The following is a 20087-nucleotide window of genomic DNA, read 5'->3' as shown; positions in this document are numbered from 1 at the left end:
GTCGGACATGGTTTCCCAAGGGGAAACCGTGTCCGACACCGGTTTTCCGGGGATGTATTTGATCCCTCATGAGAACACCGGTGTCGGACACCTTTTCCCGCATGGGAAAAGGTGTCCGACACCAAACGGGTGTCAGCGCCCCAGCAGCTTCCCGAACTCCTCGGCCGGCAGTGGCCGGCCATAGAGGTAGCCTTGCCCCTGCTCGCACCGCAACAGCTTGAGCAGCTTGGCTTCCTCGTCCGTTTCCACCCCTTCGGCCACCACCTTCAGCTCCAACGTGTGCGCCAGCGTGACGATGGTCGACACCAGCCCCATGTAGTTGGCATCCTGCGTCATCTTCACGACAAACGACCGGTCGATCTTGAGCACGTCCACCGGCAGCGTGACGAGGTAGGCCAGCGATGAATAGCCGGTGCCGAAGTCATCGATGGCCACGGGAACTTCGAGCTCGCGCACGCGGTTGAGGATGTCGACCACGCGGCGGTGGTCCGAGACCAGGCTGCTTTCCGTGACTTCGATGGACAGGGGCTTCAGGTGCGCCTCGGCCGTGTTCAGCGCGCGCTCGATGTCGTCGAACAGCGAATCGCAGCGGAACTGCGCCGGCGCCACGTTGACGGCGATCTGGGGCGGCTTGAGCCCGGCGTCATACCATGCCCGCCAATCCTCCATCGCCCGTTGCATCACGTTGCGCCCCACCTGGGTGACGAGCCCGCTGCGTTCCAGCACGGGCACGAATTCCGTGGGCTGGACCAGGCCGCGCTCGGGGTGCCGCCAGCGCACCAGCGCTTCGGCGCCCGCCAGCTTGCCTGTCTTCAGGTCGATCTTCGGCTGGTAGAAGTTGACGAACTCGCCCCGTTCGACTGCCTCGCGCAGCTCCGCCTCCATGCTGATCTGGCGCGCCAGCGCATGGTCCGCGTCGCGGTCGTAGAAGCCGATCTGCTCTTCCTGCATGCGCGCGCCGGCCAGCGCGCCCCAGGCCTTGACGAGCAGCTCGTCGGCGCTGGTGCCGTCCTCGGGCAGCATGGCGGCGCCCACGTTCACCGTGCACCAGATCTTCTGCTGGTCCACCTGGTAGGAGCCCTCCAGCATCGGGATGATCGTGTCGCGCGCATAGCCGCGTGGCGAACGCTCCTCGTCGGCAGGGTAGAACAGCGCGAAGCGCCCGATGCCCACGTGGGACAGCACCATGCGCTCCGCCACTTCGTCCCTGAGGCGTTGCGCCACCTGCCGCATCAGGCCGATCGCCGCCGTGTTGCCGTACGCGGAGCTGATCTCGTCGAAGCGGTTGATGTTGATGAGCAAGACAGTGCCGCTGGCGTTCACGCTCGCCAGCGCGGCAATTTCCTCGTCGAAATGCAGGCGGCTGGGCAGTCCGGACAGCGCATTCGTGCGGGCCAGCCGGAACAGTTCCTGGGCATTGATCAGCCGCTCCAGGCCGAAACTGAGCTCATTGCCGATATCGCCGGCCCGTTCGCGGTAGAAGTGATCGAAGAATTCCGGGCGGTATGAGTAAAACGAAGCCACGCCCCAGCACTTGTTGTTGACGAACAGCGGAATCGCCATGCACGAGGCCACGCGCGGGTGCGGGCTCGCCAGGTGGTTCGCGCATTGCAGGCAGCCGGTGGCGACGGCGGCGCCAGCCAGCTCGGGCAGGAACCAGCCGGCGACCGTGCTGGCATCCGCGCCGCCGTCCTGGTCTTGCCACTGATGCTCGGTACCGTCGCGCGCGGCGGAGGTGAACGGCTCCAGCGCCCCCGTGGCTTCGTCGACCCGGCTGATGACCACCACCTCCAGGCCGGGCTGTTGGGCGGCCACGCGGCACGTATCAAGGCACAAGGCCTCCAGCGTCTTGGCGCGCGAGATGATGGCGGAAAGGCGCGACAGCAGCACGTAGAAATTGTCGTGGCGGATCAGCGCGCGTTCCTTTTCCACCTCGGTGGTCATGTCGATCGCGCTGCCGCCCAGGAACGGCTCGCCGTCGACGTCGATCGGGAACTTGTGCACCAGCCAGTGTCGCGTGCCGTCGTGCGACGTTTCCATCGTCTTGATCGTTTCGCCGTTCTCGAGCACGGCGCGGTCCTGTTCTTCCAGGCTGTGGCGGATGTCTTCCGGCCAGAAATGGCTGTCGTCCTTGCCGACCACGGTCGGCACGCCGAAGAAGCCGTGCAGCGCGGCGTTACCCATCACATAGCTGCCATGGCGGTCCTTGATCCACAGGGGGGAGGGCGAATGTTCGGCGAAGCCGGACAAGAAACTCTCGGCGCGCGCCAGCTTGCGCCGGAGCTCCTCGTTCGCCGCTGCCACGGCCGCCAGGTCCGCCAGCGCCTGGCGTTGCTCGGCGCTCATCGCCGCCGGCGCGCAAGCCAGCAGCGACCGCTCATCGGCCAGCGCCTCGGGCGGTACCTTGCTGCCGCACAGATAACCGGCGAGGCGGACGAGTTCCGGCGCAATGTCGGACGCCACTTCCGACGCAACTTCCGACGCAACTTCCGACGCAACTTCGTCCTGCGCGCTGGCGACCTGGGGTAACTGGTGTTCCTGGGGGACGATATTGTTCATGAGTGGAATGAAAACGACGCTCTAGTCCATCAACTTGAACTTGAGCTGGATGGTCAGCGCGCCATGCAGCCGATCCTTGTACTTCGGTACGATAGCAAAGTTCACCCCCACCCGTTCGTACTCTACGCTCACGACGGGCAGCAGTGCGGGGAACCAGCCGCCGTCCTTGTGCTTCGGGTAACCGTCGAAGGCGCCGATGACGGCGCCGAGCCGCAGGGGGCCCAGCGAGAAAGGCTGGTAATAAATGCCGGCATAGTTCGACATTGCCCGGTCGCTGTTGTGAAAACGCCCCGCCGTGACGGACGCGACCGTGGAAAAACGGTACTCGGCGCCGATGCCCGGATTGGTGTCGTCCAGGCCCTTGTCGCGGTCGAAATGGTAGGAATAAAAGCCCGGATTGACCCACAGCTCGCTGCGCGGCTGCGATTCGATGACGCCGAAAGGGTTGGCGTGGGCGGCCTGGGCGGCAAACGCCAGCGACGCCAGCATGGCGCCCCGCAATGCATGGTTCATGGGCTTTCCCCGATTTGTTGATGGCGCGGCAATTATAGCGATTGCTCAAGCATTTCGCGCTCCTTGATGAAGACAAAACAATTGCTGGGTTGAAATTGACTGCCTTTCAGCAATCGTTGACAGTGGGAATCCCACATCTCAGCGAGGTAGCAATGAAAAAGCACACGATCATGATCGCCGCCGCCATCTCGGTCCTGGCGGCCTGCGCATCCACCACGAAGCCGGGCGTGGTCGGCGTCCAGCGGCAGCAATTGCTGCTGGTGTCCGCCGAAAAGGTGGAGCAGATGGCGCTGGTGAACTACACGCAGCAAAACCGCGAAGCGCAGTCGAAGGGCCGCCTGGTGACGAAGGGCGCCGACTACGAACGCCTGAAGAAGATCGCCGCGCGCCTGCAGGCCCACGTCGGCACGTTCCGCGACGATGCGGCGAAATGGAACTGGCAACTGGCGCTGATCGATGCGCCGGTGATCAATGCCACCTGTGCGCCGGGCGGCAAGATCACGTTCTACACGGGCCTGATCCGCCAGTTGAAGCTGAACGACGACGAGATCGCCATCGTGATGGGCCACGAAATCGCCCACGCGCTGCGCGAGCATGGCCGCGAACGCGTGTCGCGCGCGTACGCGCAGAACGCGCTGACGACGACGGCGCTGGCGGCGGCGCCGAACAGCCAGGCCCAGATCGAGGCGGCCAACGCCGTGGCGCACTACCTCTACATGCTGCCGAACTCGCGCCAGAACGAATCGGAAGCGGACGCGATGGGCCTGGAACTGGCCGCCCGTGCCGGCTACAAGCCGGAAGCGTCGGTGGCCGTGTGGCGCAAGATGCAGGCGCTGGACAAGAAGTCGGGGGAGAAGCGGTCGGCCGAATTCACGTCCACCCACCCGTCGAACGAGACGCGCATCGGCGACCTGACGGCCATGCTGCCGAAAGTAACGCCGCTGTACCAGGCCGCGCTGCCCGCCAGGACGAACGTGAAGTAAGCCGGGGCACGCAACGTCAAAGCCGCAATTCCCAGTAGCCCACATCGAGCCAGCGGCCGAACTTGAAGCCCACTTCGCCGAAGTGGGCCACCTTCACGAATCCCAGCTTTTCATGCAGTGCCACGCTTGCCGGGTTCAGCTGGGCGATGCCGGCAATGGCGAGATGGCAGCCGGCATCGCGCAGGCGCCGGAGCAATTCCAGATAGAGCGCGGTGCCGTGCCCCTTGCCGGAGGCGCCGCTTGCGAGGTACACCGAGGTCTCGACGGAGTAGCGGTAGGCGTGTCGCACACGCCACTTCGTTGCATAGGCATAGCCGGCAATCGGACCGTCCGCGTTTTCCAGCACCAGCCACGGCAGGCCGCCATCCTGCACGCCGGCGATCCGGGAGCGCATGTCGTCCGGGGACACGGCCGTTTCCTCGAAGCTGATCGTCGTCTCGAGGATGTAGGGGTTGTAGATGGCAGCGATGGCGGCCGCATCGCCGGCGGTGGCGTCGCGGATCACGCCTGTTCCACGCGCGACGTCGAATAGTTGTCCTTGACCCGCACATAGTGCTCGGCCGAGTAGCGCAGGTAGGCGATTTCGGCCTCCGTCAACGGCCGCACGCGCATGGCGGGCCTGCCCACGTAGAGATAGCCGCTCTCCAGCGTGCTGCGCGGCGACACCAGGCTGCCCGCGCCGACCATCACGCGGTCCGGGATCACCACGTCATCCATGATGATGCTGCCCATGCCGATGAGGCACTCGTTGCCGATGCGGCAGCCGTGCAGGAGCGCCGAGTGCCCGATCGTCACGTAATCGCCGATGACGAGGGGAGAGCCCTGCGGCTTCTGCGGCGTCCTGTGGGACACGTGGCACATCGCGAAGTCCTGGATGTTCGTGCACCGGCCGATCTCGATATCGTTGACGTCGCCCCGCAGCACCGTATTGCACCATACCGAAGCGTCGGCGCCGAGGCGGACATTGCCGATCACCTGGGCCGACGCATGGACATACACGCGTTCGGCGAGGACGGGGGCGGCATCGAGGTAAGTTGCGAGGGGCATCAAGGTTCCTTTGTCGGACTGGGGGGCGCGACCTGGACGGCGCATGGATGAGACTTTTTGTCCAGATATCGACATTGTGCCGAACCGCGGCCCCCTGCACAAGCGTTGCGGGAAGGGATCGCCGACGTCGCGCCGCGCGTCGGCCACCGCGGCGATGGCGCTATGATTGCCGCACGAACGAAAATCAACGCGCAAGTGCAGGCGGGAGCGAGGCGATGAAGCGAACGATCAGGCGATATCTGGCGGTCTTGCCGATGGTGGCGGCCGGGCTGGGGGCGGCGAGGGGGCAGGCGATGGGCAACCCGGGTGGGGAGGTTGGCATGCTGCTGGTGCTCGATGCGCCAGCCAGCCAGGGGCAGGTGAAATTGCGGGTGGAACTGGAAAACCGCGGCAAGCGTACCGTGCTGGTGCCGCGGGCGGTCGCGTCGATGGAACGGCTGCTCGGCAACGTCTTCACGGTGACGGATGCCGTCACGGGCGAGGCCGTGACGTATGTCGGCCCGATGGTCAAGCGCGGCCCGCTCACGGCCGCTGATTACCTGGCCCTGAAACCCGGGCAACGGCACCGGCACGTGATCGATATCGGCCCGGCCTACGATTTCAAGCCGGGCCGGCATGACTACAGGGTGTCCTATGCCGGCCACTACGTGGCCGATGCCCGGGCGCTGGCGGGCACCGGCGCGCCCGGCATGCCGCTGGAAGCGCCGCCCGTGACGTTCAGCGTGGCGCGGTGACGCTTACTGCAGCGCCGGCGTGTTCTCGCCGAAGTATTCGTGCGAGTCGGCGTTGTCGACGGCGCGCGCCGGGTTGTTCTTGGCCAGCGATGCCGCCGCGCTTTGGCCATAGGCCCAATCGTCCGTGCCGGCCACCACGTTGAAGTGGCTCAGTTCATGCACGAGCGTGCCGCCCTTCGAATCGGTGCCCGACAGCGGCGCGCTCCAGAAGGCGTTGCACACATAGATCTTGTACGGCTGCGTCGGATACACATAGGCGTAGTAGCTCTCCTTGCAGCTGCAATCGACGGTGACCGGCTTGTTGTCCAGCGCATCCTTGATGGCCGTGAAGTGCGATTTGACCGTGGCGTAGCGCGAGGCGTCGTACGTGCCGAACCACTTCGTGTAGCGGGTCCCCGCGGTGCCTGCGGCCAGGTAGGTGTTCGCGCCGTTGGCCATCGTCTTCGCCGCGCTGAACGCGGAGGCGATGGTGGACTGCTGCGACGCGCTGCACTGGCTGTACGCGAGGCTGGCTTCGCCGATCGGCACGGGCTGCGCCCGCTTCTGGTTGGTGCCTTCGATCCACACCTGCACGGCTTCCGATTGCACGAAGTCCTCGGCGTCGTCCACCGCGACGCCCTTTGCACCATCCTTCGCGGCGTCGGCGCGTGCCTTGTACGGCACGTCCGGCGCATGCGTGCGGAAGCGGATCGCGTAGTCGCCGGTGGTGGAGAGGTCATACAGCGACGTGAGTTCCACCGTGGCCGAATACGACTTGCCGGGCTGGAGCACCACGTAGTCGGCGGCCGTCGGCGCCGCGCGCTTCACGTGCCGGCCTTCATAGGCGACCGGAATGCCATCGCGGCTGACCTCGAACAGCGATTCCTCGATCGCGCCGAACGGGGTGTGCCACTTCAGCATGCGCTGCGGCTTGTCGCCCGTGTTGGTGAGCGTGACGCGCACCACCAGGTCGTCGCCCGGGCCCAGCGATTGCTTCGCCGCGCTCACGCTCGCCACGACGCCCGGCGCCGCAAATGCCGACATGCTCCATGCCGCCGCCAATACCGCACCGCCGATCAACACGATTTTCCTCATCGCCGACTCCTCTAGTGAAAGTGAATGAAGCACCGGATGGGCCCGGTGAGAATTCATCGTCACATGGCGATTAGCGCCGAGTCAACATTGTTAAATCGTGTGTGCTCACTGCTGCGGCTCAGCCGCAACAGCTGCGTTAAGAATCAAACAAATACGCTCGAATGTTAAATTTTGGACATTCGCAGGGCGCCGATCAGGCCCGCGGCCGCTGCTTGTGGAACACCAGCGGGCTGTACGGCACGGCGGACGGTGGCGGGGAGTTCAGGATGCCCGGCTTCATCGCGCCCACGACGTGCATCTCGCACGGCTTGCAGTCGAAGCGCAGCGTGTATTGCTCGTTGCCGGAAACGAGCGTCATCGGTTCGGCCTTCACCTGGCCCTGCACGCCCTGCACGCCCTTGGCCTGCTTCGGGCACAGGTTGAACGAGAAGCGCAGGCAGTGCTTGGTGATCATCAGCGGCACTTCGCCCGGTTCCTCATGGGCTTCGTAGGCGGCATCGATCATCTGCACGCCATGCTTGTGGTAGAACGCGCGGGCTTTTTCGTTGTAGACGTTGGCCAGGTACGTCAGCTGGGTATCCGGGTAGATTGCCGGCGGTTCGGCCGGCGCCTTGCGGGGCGGGCGCTCCCAGGCCGCCAGGCGGGCCGCTTCATGGGCGGCGATCGCGTCGCGCCGCAGCGCGTTGACGGCGCCGTTCGGCACGAACCAGGGCTGCGCCAGTTTCAGCTCGACCGACGTGGCCTCGAACATCGTGTTGCCCAGCTTGCCGAGGCTGGTGCGCAGCGACGCTTCCGCCTGCGCCGCCTGCTGGGCCGGTTGCAGCGCCAGATGGGCGGAGGTGGCCGTCGTGATGCCATCCTCGTCGGTCACGGTCAGCGTCAGCCCATCCGCCCCGTCGGACAGTGCCAGGTGCACGCCCACCCTGCGTTCGGAAGACTTCTTGGTCAGCGCCGCTTCCCACTGGTGGTCGCGGTTGCGGTGCACTTCCGTGCCCACCTTCAGCGCCGTCAGGCTCGCCATCGGCTCGTTGGGGAATACGCGCCAGCGCTGGCCTTCCTCGCTCTCGCCGAGCTTTTCCACCTTGTTGGCCTGGATGCCGGCCGGGGTGCGCTTGACCATGTAGTTCAAGCCGTCGCCATTGGCCATCGGCGCGTCGGTCAACAGGTCGAAGTGGTCGCCGCCGAGCCGGGTCACGGTGCCCAGCTTCACGCCCAGGTATTTTGGCGAGTCGAACGCGCCGATATCGTCCTGGCGGCCGCCGGCGAAGTAATCGGTATGGCCGCGGTGGAAGTTCTTGTCCACGTCCGGCGTGAACAGCACCTCGGTGCGGCCGCTGGAAGCGCGCGCGAATTCGGGACGGCGCTCCAGGATCTCGTCCAGCAGCAGCCGGTAGTGGGCCGTGATGTTCTTCACATACCCCATGTCCTTGTAGCGGCCCTCGATCTTGAACGAGCGGATGCCGGCATCGACCAGCGCTTCCAGGTTGCGGCTCTGGTCGTTGTCCTTCATCGACAGCAAGTGCTTTTCGTAGGCCACCACGCGGCCCTGGCTGTCCGACAGCGTGTACGGCAGCCGGCAAGCCTGCGAGCAATCGCCGCGGTTGGCGCTGCGCCCCGTGTCCGCGTGCGAGATATAGCACTGGCCGGAGAAGGCGACGCACAGCGCGCCGTGGATGAAGTACTCGAGCGGCGTATCGACTTCCGCGCGGATCTTCCTGATCTGCTCGATCGTCAGCTCGCGCGCCAGGACCAGCTGCGAAAAGCCGACATTGCCGAGGAACTTCGCCTTCTCGACGGTGCGGATGTCGCACTGCGTGCTGGCGTGCACCTGGATGGGGGGCAGATCCATCTCCAGCAGACCCATGTCCTGGATGATCAGCGCATCCACGCCGGCCTCGTAGAGCTGCCAGATCTGCTTGCGGGCCAGGTCCAGTTCGCTGTCGTGCATGATCGTGTTCATCGTCACGAAGATACGCGCGCGGTAGCGGTGCGCGAATTGCGTGAGCGCCGCGATGTCTGCCAAAGGGTTGCTCGCATTGTGGCGCGCGCCGAAGGCCGGACCGCCGATGTACACGGCATCGGCGCCGTGCAGGATGGCTTCGCGGCCGATCTCCGCGGTTTTGGCGGGGGACAGCAGTTCGAGTTGATGGTCGAGGAGGGACATGGCGGGCATTCCTGGCTGGCGAAGGCGGAGATTATAGCCTTGCGCGCCCCCGCTGTCATGGTGGCGGGGCTCCGTGCTACCGGGCGGCCCGGCAGCGGCCATTGTCCTACAATTGACTAGCCGACAACTTGCGGAGGCCAGGCATGGAATGGTTTGCTGACCCGAACATCTGGATTGGTTTGCTGACGCTGATCGTGCTGGAGATCGTGCTCGGCATCGACAACCTGATCTTCATCGCCATCGTGGCCGAAAAGGTGCCGCCGCACCAGCGCGACAAGGCCAGGCTATTGGGCTTGTCGCTGGCCTTGCTGATGCGCCTCGGCCTGCTTAGCGTGATTTCCTGGATCGTGACGCTCACCGAGCCGTTGTTTACGGTCGGCACGATGGCATTTTCCGGCCGCGACCTGATCCTGCTGCTGGGCGGCATCTTTCTCCTGTTCAAGGCCACCATCGAATTGCACGAGCGGGTCGAGGGGCAGGTACATGCCAGGAGCGGCCCGGTGACCTATGCCAGCTTTGCCGCCGTGGTCGGCCAGATCATCGTGCTCGACGCCGTGTTCTCGCTCGATTCCGTCATCACGGCGGTCGGCATGGTCGACGAACTGGCCGTGATGATCACCGCCGTCATCGTCTCGATGGCCGTGATGATGTTTTCCTCTAAGCCGCTGACGAGCTTCGTCAACGCCCACCCGACCGTGGTGGTGCTGTGCCTGTCGTTTCTGCTGATGATCGGCCTGTCGCTGATCGCGGAGGGCTTCGGCTTCCATATCCCGAAGGGTTACCTGTACGCGGCAATCGGCTTCTCGGTCGTGATCGAGGCGCTGAACCAGCTGGCGCGGCGCAATTTCCTGCGGCAGCAGGAACACCTGCCGCTGCGCGAGCGCACGGCCAATGCCGTGTTGCGGCTGATGGGCGAAAAGACCGATGATGCCGGCCCCGCGCCGGCGGCGGCGGCGCGCGAGAATGCGGACCCGCCCACGTTCGAGTCGGCGGAACGGCACATGGTCAGCGGTGTGCTCAGCCTGTCGCAGCGGCCCGTGCGCTCGATCATGACACCGCGCTCCGACATCTCCTGGGTCGACCTGGACGACGACGCCGCCTCGATCCGTGCCCAGCTGCTCGATGCCCCGCACAGCTTTTACCCGGCCGGGCGGGGGCAGCTGGACAATATTGTTGGCGTTGCGCGCGCGAAGGACGTGATCGCGGACCTTGCGGAAGACGGCCACATCGACCCGGCGCGCAGCATCCGCCCGCCCATCGTGATGCCCGATACGGCCGGCGTACTGCAAGTGATGGAGACGCTGAAGCGCTCGCACGGCCAGCTGGTGCTGATCGCCGACGAATACGGCACCATCCAGGGGCTGGTGACGCCGATCGACATCCTGGAAGCGATCGCCGGCGAATTCCCCGACGAGGATGAGCAGCCGGTGGTACAGCACCTGGGCGACGGCCGCTGGCGCGTGGATGGCGGCGCCGACCTGCATTACCTGCAGCAGGTGCTGGAATCGGACGCGCTGGGCGTTGCCACCGACGAATACACGTCGCTCGCCGGCTTCATGCTGGAACGCCTGGGCAGCATGCCCGAAGTGGGCCAGGTGCTGGCGCTGGACGATCTGCGGCTGGAGGTGGCCGAGGTGCGGGAGCGGCGCATCGCCATGGTGCTGGTCAGCCGCGTCGATGCCACCGCCGCCGCGAAAGCGCCGGCGACGAGGGTCTAGAAACGACCGCTTCGCCCCGGGCCGCTCAGGGAATCTTGCGCCGTAGCGGCATCGGCACCGGCATCTCGCGCGTTGGCATCGGCGCCCGGTCCGGCGGCGCGAGGCCGGTAACGAGATCGGCGATCTTGACGGACTGGCCGGTCTCGAAGCACTGGTTGGCGGCCACGCCGATCAGGATCGAATAGGCGCCGGAGCGTTCGTCGGCCATGCGCTTGTACTTGTCCGCCGGGGCGGTGCCGAAGATTTCCTCCAGCATCACCGCATCGCCGCCGCCATGGCCGCCGGTGCCCGTCCAGGGCTCGATGTCGCGCGCAGCGCCGCGCAGCGGAATCACGCGCGTCTGCACCTGGTCGCTGCGGCTCTGCACCTCGGCCGCGCCGGCCGCGCCCACCTGTTCCACGATGCGGTGTTCCAGCCGGCCCTTGGTGCCGTTGAAGGCCACGTGGTAACCCTCCCACGCATCGTAGGCGGACAGCGCATAGGTCAGCTGCGTGCCGTTGTCGTAGCGGACCATCACGTTCATCGTGTCCTCGATATTGATCTCGGGGCGCCACACGCACTGGTCGCGGTAGTAGCCGTCGTGCTTCTCGTTGTCGAGGTACAGGGCCTTCAGGCCGGGATCGACCGCGAGGTCGAAGTAGAACGTGCATTTCTGCTTTTCCGGGCAGGTAAGGCAGCGCTCGTGGGCGCCGGCCAGGCCCATGCGCTTGGCCGTGGCGGGCGTGTAGAACTGGCGCGAACCGAACGCGTGCACCAGTTCGGGCTGGGCGCCCAGCCACCAGTTCACCAGGTCGAAATGGTGGGTCGACTTGTGGATCATCAGCCCGCCGGACATCGCCTTGTTGCTGTGCCAGCGGCGGAAATAGTCGGCGCCGTGCACGGTATTGAGCAACCAGGTGAAATCGACCGACAGCACGTCGCCGATCTCGCCGCTCATGAGGATATCCTTCACCTGCGAGCGCGGCGGCGTGTAGCGGTAGTTGAAGGTGACGCGGATATGGCGGCCGGTGCGCTGCACGGCGTCGAGGATGCGCTGGGCTTTCGCGGCCGTCGTCGTCATCGGTTTTTCCGTGATCACGTCGCAGCCGGCTTCCAGCGCCCGCACGATGTAGTCGTCGTGGTTCGCATCGGGTGTCGTGACGATCACGTATTGCGGCTTCGTCTCCCGGATCATCTGGTCGAAGTCGGCAGCCTTGTAGGCGCGCGGCTGGCTGGCGCCGGTGGCGCCGATCGTGCGCACGGCCAGCGCGGCCCGGCCGGGATTGCTGTCGCAGACCGCCACGATCTCGTTGCCGTCGCGGTACTTCCCGGTGATGGCGCCGGTGAACATCCGGGCCCGCGAGCCCACGCCGACCACGGCGTAGCGCTTGCGGGGTACGGCGGCAAAGGCGCTGGTCGCCAGCATGATCGCGGCCGCGCCGGCGGCCTTCAGTACGGTGCGGCGGTCGATCGGGCCGGCATTGTTTTCGCTCATCGAAGTGTCTCCATTGTAGATAGGTAGGCTACGCCGGCACTCGTCTGTCGCGAGTTCTAGTTCTGTTTGGCGGCGGCTATGCCGATGGTAGGTCCAATTGATCAGGGTGGCAAGACCGGTTGCGCGAACTGGACGGACCAATCACGGTGATGATCGAAGCCGGGCGCGGGTGGCAACGAACGGCGTGGATATAATTTTTTCAAGCCTTGCGGTCAAATAGCGCTATCATCCTGGTAGTCGTAGAAATGAACCAGCAGCATCCCAGCCATCAGATGGAGGCGTTCATGACGATGCACTCTTACCTGCGGATCGACGGCGCCCCGGGCAGCTGCGCGGAGAGCGGGTACGAACACTGGATCGATTGCGATTCGGTCAGCTGGTCGCTGCGCGGGCCCAGCGTGCCGGGCGGTGTATCGGAAATCCGTTTCGTGAAGTCCCGCGATGCCGCATCGACAGCGCTGGCGCGGCTATGCATTGGCGCCAGCCGCCTGGCGGGAGCGCGCTTCGATTTCGTGCGGACCGGGGCGCGCGGCGAACGGACCCGGTGCTACGAGATCGTCCTGGAAGACGTGCTGGTTGCGCACGTGGCGACCGGCCCGCGGCGCGGCACGGAAATGATGGAAACCGTGGTGCTGACGTTCGCCCATGCCCGGCTGACGCAGCTGACGGACATGGGTGAGCCGGACGAGACGTTCGCCTGGCAGGGCGGAATGCGGGCTGACGGGCCCGCTCAGGGCGCCAGCCGATAGCGCTGCTCGCGGTACAGCAGCGACGGCAGCATCACGTGCGCCATCGCACGATCGACGAGCGGTTGGGCCGGTGGTGCCTGCGTGAGTGCCAGCGCCCCCGTGGCAGCGTCGTACCGGCCGGCCAGCGGCGCCTGGTCCGGGCGCAGGATCGTCACGGAATCGTCCTCCAGCCAGGCGAAATAGTTATCGAACTGCAGCATGGCGCGGCCCGGGGTGGCGCTGTCCCGTGCCAGGTCGCGACCGATCATCGGGTGTTCGCTCGACACGCCGATCAGCGACAGCAGCGTGGGTGCCAGGTCGATCTGGCTGGCCAGCGTGCGGATGCGCTTCGGTTGCACGTCAGCGCCGAGGATCAGGCCGGGAATATGGAACTTATTGACCGGTACGAGGCTGTCGCCATAGACGCGGGTGTCGTGGTCGGCCACGATCAGGAACACCGTATCGCGCCAGTAATCCTCCCGTTGCGCCGCGCGGATGAACTTGCCGAGCGCGAAATCGGCATACTTCACCGCGTTGTTCACGCTGGCCTTCACGGGATCGTGCAGGGCGATCTTGCCGTCCGGGAACTCGAACGGTTCATGGTTCGACGACGTGAAGATCAGGCTGAAGAACGGCTTGCCCTGGGCGTGCAGGGCCTTCAGCCGTTCGAGCGACTTGTCGAACAGGTCTTCGTCGGAGGCGCCCCAGCTGCCCTCGAAGCGGGGCTGCATGGCGCGGCGGTCCACGACGTTCTGGAAGCCGTTGCCGGTGAAGAAACCGCGCATATTGTCGAAATGCGCTTCGCCGCCATACACGAACTCGGTCGCATACCCCTCTTTGCCCAGCCCCAGCGCGAGCGTATAGAAATCGCGCTGCGCCAGCGACAGCTTCACGACGCTGCGTGCCGGCGTGGGCGCGTAGCCGGACACCACCGCCTCGATGCCCCGCACCGAGCGCGTGCCCGTGGCATACAGCCGCTCGAACCACCAGCCTTGCTCCTTGAGCTTGTCCAGCTCCGGCGTCACCGGCAGGCCGCCCAGCGACGGCACGAAGGTGGCACCCAGGCTTTCTTCCAGGACGATGACGAGGTTGAGGGGCCTGGCACGCTGGTAGGCGGCCTGCTGGCGGTGCAGCGTGGGCAGTTCCGCCGACGGATAGCGATAGTCGCGCAGCCACGGCGCCGCTTTCACTTCCGCCAGTACTTTCTCCCTTGGAAACTTGCCGTAGATTTCCGACGACCTGGCTTCCTTGCGCATGGAGCCGATGGCATCGAGCACCGACCAGGCGGAATTGATGACGAGCGAGTTGACCAGCGCGTCTCCCGAGAGCGCGAAGAAGGCCGGATTGGCCGGGCGGTGCGCCGTCGTCGAACGGATCTGCAGCACCACGAGCAGCATCAGCAGCGGCCAGGTGAGGAGCAGCTTCTTCGCCGGCCACAGCCTCATGTGCACGGAACCGCGCCGCACGGCGCGGTGCACCAGCATGCCGAGCGCGATCGTCGCGGCGACCGTGGCGATCAGCACGAAGCGGTAGCCTTGCCACAGCGTGCCGAACACTTCGGCCGGGTAGCCCAGGTACTCGATGAACAGCCGGTTCGGCCGCGTATCGTATTGCAGGATGAATTGCGGCGAGGCCAGCTCCATGAAGCCGATGAACACCAGTGCGGCGGTGGTCCACCATGCCGTGAGGCGCGTCCAGAGCCGCGCGGTGCGCCGGTGCGCCAGCAAGGGTGCGAGCGCTACCGGCACGGCGATGAAGTAGCCCAGCACGATCAGGTCGGCGCGCACGCCCTGCACGAAGATCTCGCCGAGGAGCCTGGCCGCCGACACGCGCTGGTGCTGCCAGGCGACGAGGGCGGCGCGCGACAGCGACAGGATCGCGAGGCCGGCGGCGAGCAGGTAGAACAGGTTCAGGTATGGACCGATGTAGTCCCGCCAGCGCGCCGGGGCTGCGGCTGGGGGGAGTGATGGCAGGTCCGTTCGTGCGTGGCTAGCGGTTTGGCGCATGGGCGATATTGGTGGGTCCGTGGCGCGGCCCTGGGGCATGTCGAAACGACGCACGTTAACGGAAGGGGTGTCGCGGATGAGTTAAGCGGCCGTTAAGGTACCGTTAAAGCTAGCGATCCGCAAGCCGCGTCCAGGCGAGCGCCGGCCGGCCGGAGGGATGTGTTACCGCCCGCGGCACCGCGATCATGTTGTTTTCGTTGCAATCCGAACACGATTACAATGCCGGACCGGCGATATCGGGCTATAAAGAGGTTTCCCAGCCCCCATGCCGCGCAACCGCCGATGAAGGAAAGACTGCCATGCCTGAACGCCGTTATGCCGCCTACCCGACCGCCACGCTGTACGAGTTCGGCAAGGAACCGGACAAGCAGCCGCCTGCGGAACCGAATCCGCTCAAGCAACTGCTGTGGGGCGACGAACTGGACGTGCTGGGTGCCAGCGCCGACGGCCGCTACCTGCTGGTATTCGCCCGCAAGGCACGTGGCTGGATGCGCGTGGAGGACACCGTGCCCGACCGGCTGCTGGAAGTGGTGTTCGTCGATATCGGCCAGGGCGACGGCGCGCTGGTCATCACGCCCGAAGGCAAGCGCTATGTGGTCGACGCGGGCAAGGGGGACAATATGGCCCGCTTCCTGCGCTGGCGCTTCGGCTTCAAGCAGCCGACGACCTTCGACGCGGCCGTGGTATCGCATTCGGACCTGGACCATTACGGCGGCTTCGAGGACCTGTTCAAGCAACGCAACCTGCGCTTCGCGCGCATCTATACGAACGGATTGATGGAGAGGGCGGCCGAGAAGCCTTCCCAGGCCCTCGGCGTGCCGGTGGAGTGGCAAGGAAAAAAATACATCACCGACCTCGTGACGAACCTGGAACAATTCCAGGCCTTTCTTGCCGCACCCGAGCGGGCCGAAGGCAAGCGCTATCCGACCATGTTGCGCGAAGCCTTCGAGGACGGCAAGTTCGACGACTTGCGCATGCTCGATGCGTCGGCCACGTACATGCCCGGGCACGAACCGGGCGAGCCATTGCTGATCAAGGTGCTGGGCCCGGTGGCCGACATGGCGGACGGCCGCAAGGCCCTGCGCTGGTTCGGCGACGTGGGCAAGACGAAGAACGGCCACTCGGTGGCGCTGCACCTCAAATATCGCAACGTGCGCATTTTCCTTGGCGGCGACCTGAACATCGAATCGAGCCGCCACCTGCTGGGCGCCCATACCGGCCTGCCGGGGAAGCCGGCGAATGCCGCGGAGGAAAACGCGCTGGTCGAGGCGGCCCGGCCGTGGTTCGAGAGCGATATCGCCAAGGCTTGTCACCATGGCAGCGCCGACACGCTGCTGCCGCTGATCCGCTCGATCAATCCGATCGCCACGATCATCTCCAGCGGCGACGACGAACCCTACGCCCATCCGCGCGCCGACGCACTGGGCGCCATCGCCAGGTGGAGCCGCGGTATCCGGCCGCTGCTGCTCAGCACCGAGCTGGCCCGCTCGTCGAAGGAAACCATCAAGTGGCCCGAAGCGTTGCGCGCCCAGCTGCGCGACCTGGCGGCAAAGATCGCACAGGCCGACACCGACGAGGAGCGCGATCGCGCGCAGGCGAAGTTCGAAGACAAGATCGCCGAACTGGACCGAAGCGTGGCCGTGTATGGCGCGATTAACCTGCGCAGCGACGGCGAGAAAGTGCTGCTGGCCTACAAGCTGGAACGGTCGACGCCCACCCGGGGCTGGGATTACTACCTGCTCGAGCCGGATGCCGATGGGCAGCTGGTTTACCGGAGCAAGTACGATTGACCTGGCAGCCAACGATCTTCCTGGCGAGTGGCCGTGATCGTATACAATCGGAGGATGCGTTTCTTCCTGATCTTCCTGTTCGCCCTGTCGATGTCGGTCAGCGCCCTGGCAGCTTACCGCATGCCGGAGCATTGCTGCCCGGAGGCGGCCTGCGCGACGCTGTGCCCGGCGATGCAGTGCGGCACGGCCAGCCCGGCGATCGCGCCGCCGCCTGCGGCGATGGCGTTTTCGACGGTGGAACTGGCCGCTGGGGCAGCGCGGGAACGGCCTGTCGTGATGCCGTCGACGGTTGAAGAAATCTGGATTCCGCCGGATTGACGGGGCGTGATCCCATCCGGACTTTTTTCAACAATTTTGGAGTGTCACATGAAACGCAAACTGATCAAACTGAGCGCCGCCGTTGCACTGCTGGGCGCATCCGCCGCCGCCTTCGCCTCGGCCAATGGCTGCTGCGGGAGCATCGAGTGCTGCCTGCAAATGCTGGCCTGCTGCTTCTAAGCGGTAAGTAGTTAGCCGGGAAGGGCGGCCGCGGCCGCCCTTTCGGCGAGCAGATCGGGGCCGAACACTTCGTAGTGGATGCAACCCTCGGCGGTGCCGCGCCCCAGCCTCTCGCAGGCCGTTCTCGCGCTGAATCAGCGTGTCGGCCAGGCTGCCGTACGCTTCCGCCCAGGCCGAGAGGATATCGTCCGTGGCCGCTTCGCCCAGCACTGCCTTGATCGCGCCAAGGAGGTGGCGCCCGACGATCGAATACTGCTCCGGCAGTACGCCCAGGCTCACATGCTTGTTGGCGATGCCTTCCAGGACGGCGTGCAGGGAAGAGGGGTCGATATTGGCCGCGTAGGCATATACGGCGCGCGCCAGCGCTTCCTGCTGCTGGCCGCGCTCCTGGTGGCGCATATTGAAGATGTGCTTCAATTCCGGGTGCGTGCCCGGCATGTCGCGGTAGAAGTGCTTGATGATGTCGTAGCCGTGCTCGGCGAGGACGGGCGCGGTGGCTTTCACGGTGGCGCGCGTGGCGGGAGACAGCATGGCGTGCTCCTTGAAGTGGCAAGGGAGAGGTAACGAAAGGTAGCAGTCCCGCGCGCCCGCGGCGCCGACCTCGAGTGCCATGACGACCGAGGTCTATACAATTAATGTGCAACTAACCGAAAAGGTTTCCCATACCCAGCAACCTCAAACGTCAACACGGCGCGGCCAATAGCATCCAGAAACCGGCAAAGGAGCGCGACGACCAGTGAAAAACCAGAAGGGGAAGGGAAGCACAGGAACAACAGACGGGATGGGACCTACCTTCCGGCGATCATTTTGACGCTACGGCAGGGAAGGTAACCACTGTATCAATAGTTGGGATGGGACCTTCGATCCGTCGATCGGTTCCGTGCCAGGGACACCGAAGCTAAAAAAAGCGCAACAGAGTGGTTGCCACCCTTGATTGGCCGATCGTTGAAACGCCAACGGAGTCACTCAAGTAATACAACGAAATATGTTGTTTTTCCAGAGTCTCGGCGCGGGGCACTAATTTGCCGGAAACCGGCTGCTCCGCGATCCCCTGTCGCACCAAGCGGGCAGGCGGCCGCGCCTCTCGCGCACCGCCGGCAAAATTCCACCCCGATCCGCCGTCAGAAACGGTATGTCAAGTTGGCGAGGATGTTCAGCGCGCGGTCGCGGTCCTCCGACTGCGGCGCTCCGCCCCTGGTGCGCCATGCCAGCGTCACGCCGCCAGTCCATTTCTCACCGCCATAACGCACGCCAAGACCGGCCCCCGCCAGCGCGCGGTCATTGTCGATACCGCCCCAGGCCGACTTGTTCAACTTGACCTTGCCCGCGTCATAGAACAGGTAGGGCGTCGCCTGGCCCACCGTGTAGCGCAGTTCCGCCTGGGCCACCCAGCCGTTGTCGCCGAACACTTCACCATTGGGATAGGCGCGCACGCCGTTGACGCCGCCCAGGCCGAGTTTTTCCGACGAATCGAGATTCTGCGCGGCGCGCTGGAGCGACAGCCGGCCGAACAGGTTCAGGCGGCTGGTGAAGGACTGGATGCGCGCGATGTCGAGGTTCAGCTTCGAAAAGCTGCCGGCCGTGCGCGCGCTCGCGCTGTCGTTCGCCAGCGAGGCGCCGTCGAGGTCCAGGTTGCCCTTCACCCATGACAGGGCGCCGTACGTGATGCCCGCGTAGAGGAACTGGTCGCGCACGTCGAACGCCAGGTTGACGGGGAGGACGACACTCGACTTGTCGCTTTGCGTCGCCGTCGCGGCCTGGCTGTCGCGCAGCTTCTTCCGGTCGATCCCCACGGACAGCGTCAGGTTGCGCTGCTGCGACCGTACCAGCGGATAGCTCAGCCCCACGCTGGCCACGTCGGCCGTGCCGCGCGCGCCCAGTGCCGCGAAACTGCCGGACAGCTCGTAGAACGAATGCGTATAACTGACGCGCCCGCGCAAGCCGCTGTGGCCGAGCGGCAGCGCATAGGCAAGCGCGCCGAACCACATGTTCTCTTCCGTGTACAGCGCTTGCACCGAGATCTGGTCGCCGAACATGAAGGGGCTGTCGAGATCCACGCTGGCATGCAGGCGATGGCGGCCGGTGGCGCGCGAGCCGAAATTGTCGATCCCGACCTCGCCCTTGTAGCGCCGGTCGCGTTGCACCTCCACCAGCAGGTCGCCGGTACCGACCGTGTCGCCCGGCCGCATCGTCGGAATGCTGATGACGCCCGGCTGGTCGTTCAGCAGCAGCGTCACGCGCTCCAGCCCACCGCTTTCGATCAATCCCCCCTTCGGCAGCTCGTCGAGGAAGCCCTGGGCGCTAGCCACGAAACCGGGTTCGCCATGCGCCACGACCCTGCCATAGCGTCCTTCGAGCACCTGGATATGCAGTTCGCCGGTAGAGAGGTCCTGTTGCGGAAGGTAGGCGCGCGCGAACGGATACCCCGCCTGCTGGTAATGGCTGGTGACGCGCGCGGCGAGCGCGCTCAGGCGCGCGAAATCATACGTGTTTCCGCTGATGGGGCCGAGCGCCGCCAGCAGCACATCGCTGGCGATCCGCGTGTTCCCGGAGATGACGATGCGCTGCAAGGTAACCTGTTGCCCGCCAGGCTGCTGCGCCGGTGCTGGCGGCGCAAGCTGCAGCGGAGCGGCCGACTGCGGGAGCGGCTGCGGCAGCTTGCGGGCATTCTCCTGCAGCAGCTGGCCGGCATCCGGCGCCTGTTGTGCCAGCGCCGGCAGGCAGGCAGAGACCAGCATCGCCATCGGCAGCAGCGAAAGTTGTCGTTTCATGGATGTGAACCTGGATTGGTTGTTCGGT

At 65.4% G+C, this 20087-nt stretch carries 15 protein-coding genes and 1 pseudogene; 6 read left to right on the top strand and 10 right to left on the bottom strand.

The genetic code is table 11. The features are described from left to right. Positions 1-132 precede the first annotated feature (132 nt). The gene (locus V6Z91_RS23225; RefSeq protein ID WP_338761785.1) at positions 133-2559 is read right to left on the bottom strand and encodes an EAL domain-containing protein; all 2427 of its coding nucleotides are present in this window, start codon (positions 2557-2559) and stop codon (positions 133-135) included. A gap of 21 nt (positions 2560-2580) precedes the next feature. Beyond that, entirely contained in the window at positions 2581-3072 is a 492-nt protein-coding gene (locus tag V6Z91_RS23220; protein ID WP_338761782.1) for a hypothetical protein, read from the bottom strand. 152 nt (positions 3073-3224) lie between these two features. Here V6Z91_RS23220 and V6Z91_RS23215 point away from each other — a divergent pair, with 152 nt between their 5' ends. Beyond that, positions 3225-4055, top strand: coding sequence for a M48 family metallopeptidase (locus V6Z91_RS23215; RefSeq protein ID WP_338761779.1), 831 nt, complete (start codon positions 3225-3227; stop codon positions 4053-4055). Between the two features lie 16 nt (positions 4056-4071). Here V6Z91_RS23215 and V6Z91_RS23210 read toward each other — a convergent pair whose 3' ends face one another. Then, positions 4072-4560, bottom strand: a complete 489-nt coding sequence (locus tag V6Z91_RS23210; protein ID WP_338761777.1) for an arsinothricin resistance N-acetyltransferase ArsN1 family B — start codon at positions 4558-4560, stop codon at positions 4072-4074. Beyond that, positions 4557-5102, bottom strand: coding sequence for a gamma carbonic anhydrase family protein (locus V6Z91_RS23205; protein ID WP_338761775.1), 546 nt, complete (start codon positions 5100-5102; stop codon positions 4557-4559). Before V6Z91_RS23205 ends, V6Z91_RS23210 begins: the two co-directional genes overlap by 4 nt. Before the next feature lie 215 nt (positions 5103-5317). On the opposite strand from V6Z91_RS23205, the gene V6Z91_RS23200 reads away from it, so the two are divergent. Then, positions 5318-5836 (top strand): hypothetical protein, encoded by a 519-nt coding sequence (locus V6Z91_RS23200; protein WP_338761773.1) that lies wholly within the window; start codon positions 5318-5320, stop codon positions 5834-5836. A 3-nt stretch (positions 5837-5839) separates the two neighbouring features. Here the strand turns inward: V6Z91_RS23200 and V6Z91_RS23195 are convergent, their stop codons facing one another. Beyond that, positions 5840-6910, bottom strand: a complete 1071-nt coding sequence (locus tag V6Z91_RS23195) for a M35 family metallo-endopeptidase (RefSeq protein ID WP_338761771.1) — start codon at positions 6908-6910, stop codon at positions 5840-5842. 193 nt (positions 6911-7103) lie between these two features. Next, positions 7104-9074: a U32 family peptidase gene (locus tag V6Z91_RS23190; protein WP_338761769.1), complete on the bottom strand. Its 1971-nt coding sequence runs from the start codon at positions 9072-9074 to the stop codon at positions 7104-7106. A gap of 143 nt (positions 9075-9217) precedes the next feature. Between V6Z91_RS23190 and V6Z91_RS23185 the strand changes: the two genes are divergently transcribed. Further along, positions 9218-10792, top strand: coding sequence for a TerC family protein (locus V6Z91_RS23185; protein WP_338761767.1), 1575 nt, complete (start codon positions 9218-9220; stop codon positions 10790-10792). A gap of 25 nt (positions 10793-10817) precedes the next feature. Here the strand turns inward: V6Z91_RS23185 and V6Z91_RS23180 are convergent, their stop codons facing one another. Beyond that, on the bottom strand, positions 10818-12266 hold the full coding sequence (locus V6Z91_RS23180) for a Gfo/Idh/MocA family oxidoreductase (protein ID WP_338761765.1): 1449 nt from the start codon (positions 12264-12266) through the stop codon (positions 10818-10820). Positions 12267-12550: 284 nt separating this feature from the next. Here V6Z91_RS23180 and V6Z91_RS23175 point away from each other — a divergent pair, with 284 nt between their 5' ends. Further along, a complete protein-coding gene (locus V6Z91_RS23175; protein ID WP_338761762.1) occupies positions 12551-13015 on the top strand; it encodes a type VI secretion system tube protein Hcp in 465 nt (154 codons plus the stop codon). On the opposite strand, the gene V6Z91_RS23170 is transcribed toward V6Z91_RS23175, so the two are convergent. Then, the gene (locus V6Z91_RS23170) at positions 12997-15000 is read right to left on the bottom strand and encodes an LTA synthase family protein (protein ID WP_338761760.1); all 2004 of its coding nucleotides are present in this window, start codon (positions 14998-15000) and stop codon (positions 12997-12999) included. The two genes, V6Z91_RS23175 and V6Z91_RS23170, sit on opposite strands and share 19 nt — an antisense overlap. A gap of 299 nt (positions 15001-15299) precedes the next feature. Here V6Z91_RS23170 and V6Z91_RS23165 point away from each other — a divergent pair, with 299 nt between their 5' ends. Together V6Z91_RS23165 and V6Z91_RS23160 are read left to right on the top strand one after the other, a co-directional pair. Beyond that, positions 15300-16790: an MBL fold metallo-hydrolase gene (locus tag V6Z91_RS23165; protein ID WP_338761758.1), complete on the top strand. Its 1491-nt coding sequence runs from the start codon at positions 15300-15302 to the stop codon at positions 16788-16790. Positions 16791-16844: 54 nt separating this feature from the next. After that, positions 16845-17108, top strand: coding sequence for a hypothetical protein (locus V6Z91_RS23160; RefSeq protein WP_338761756.1), 264 nt, complete (start codon positions 16845-16847; stop codon positions 17106-17108). Between the two features lie 288 nt (positions 17109-17396). Here V6Z91_RS23160 and V6Z91_RS23155 read toward each other — a convergent pair. Both V6Z91_RS23155 and V6Z91_RS23150 read right to left on the bottom strand, forming a co-directional pair. Beyond that, positions 17397-17819 (bottom strand): annotated as a pseudogene (locus V6Z91_RS23155) (globin domain-containing protein); the annotation flags it as partial. A gap of 590 nt (positions 17820-18409) precedes the next feature. Continuing rightward, positions 18410-20059 carry a ShlB/FhaC/HecB family hemolysin secretion/activation protein gene (locus tag V6Z91_RS23150; RefSeq protein ID WP_338761754.1) on the bottom strand — a complete coding sequence of 550 codons (1650 nt, stop codon included), beginning with the start codon at positions 20057-20059 and terminating at the stop codon, positions 18410-18412. Positions 20060-20087: the final 28 nt, after the last annotated feature.

It is taken from the genome of Massilia sp. METH4, from assembly GCF_037094685.1.
GTDB lineage: Bacteria > Pseudomonadota > Gammaproteobacteria > Burkholderiales > Burkholderiaceae_D > Rugamonas.
Note: the sequence above shows the minus strand (reverse complement) of the source record. Positions and strands in the feature narration are given on the sequence as shown.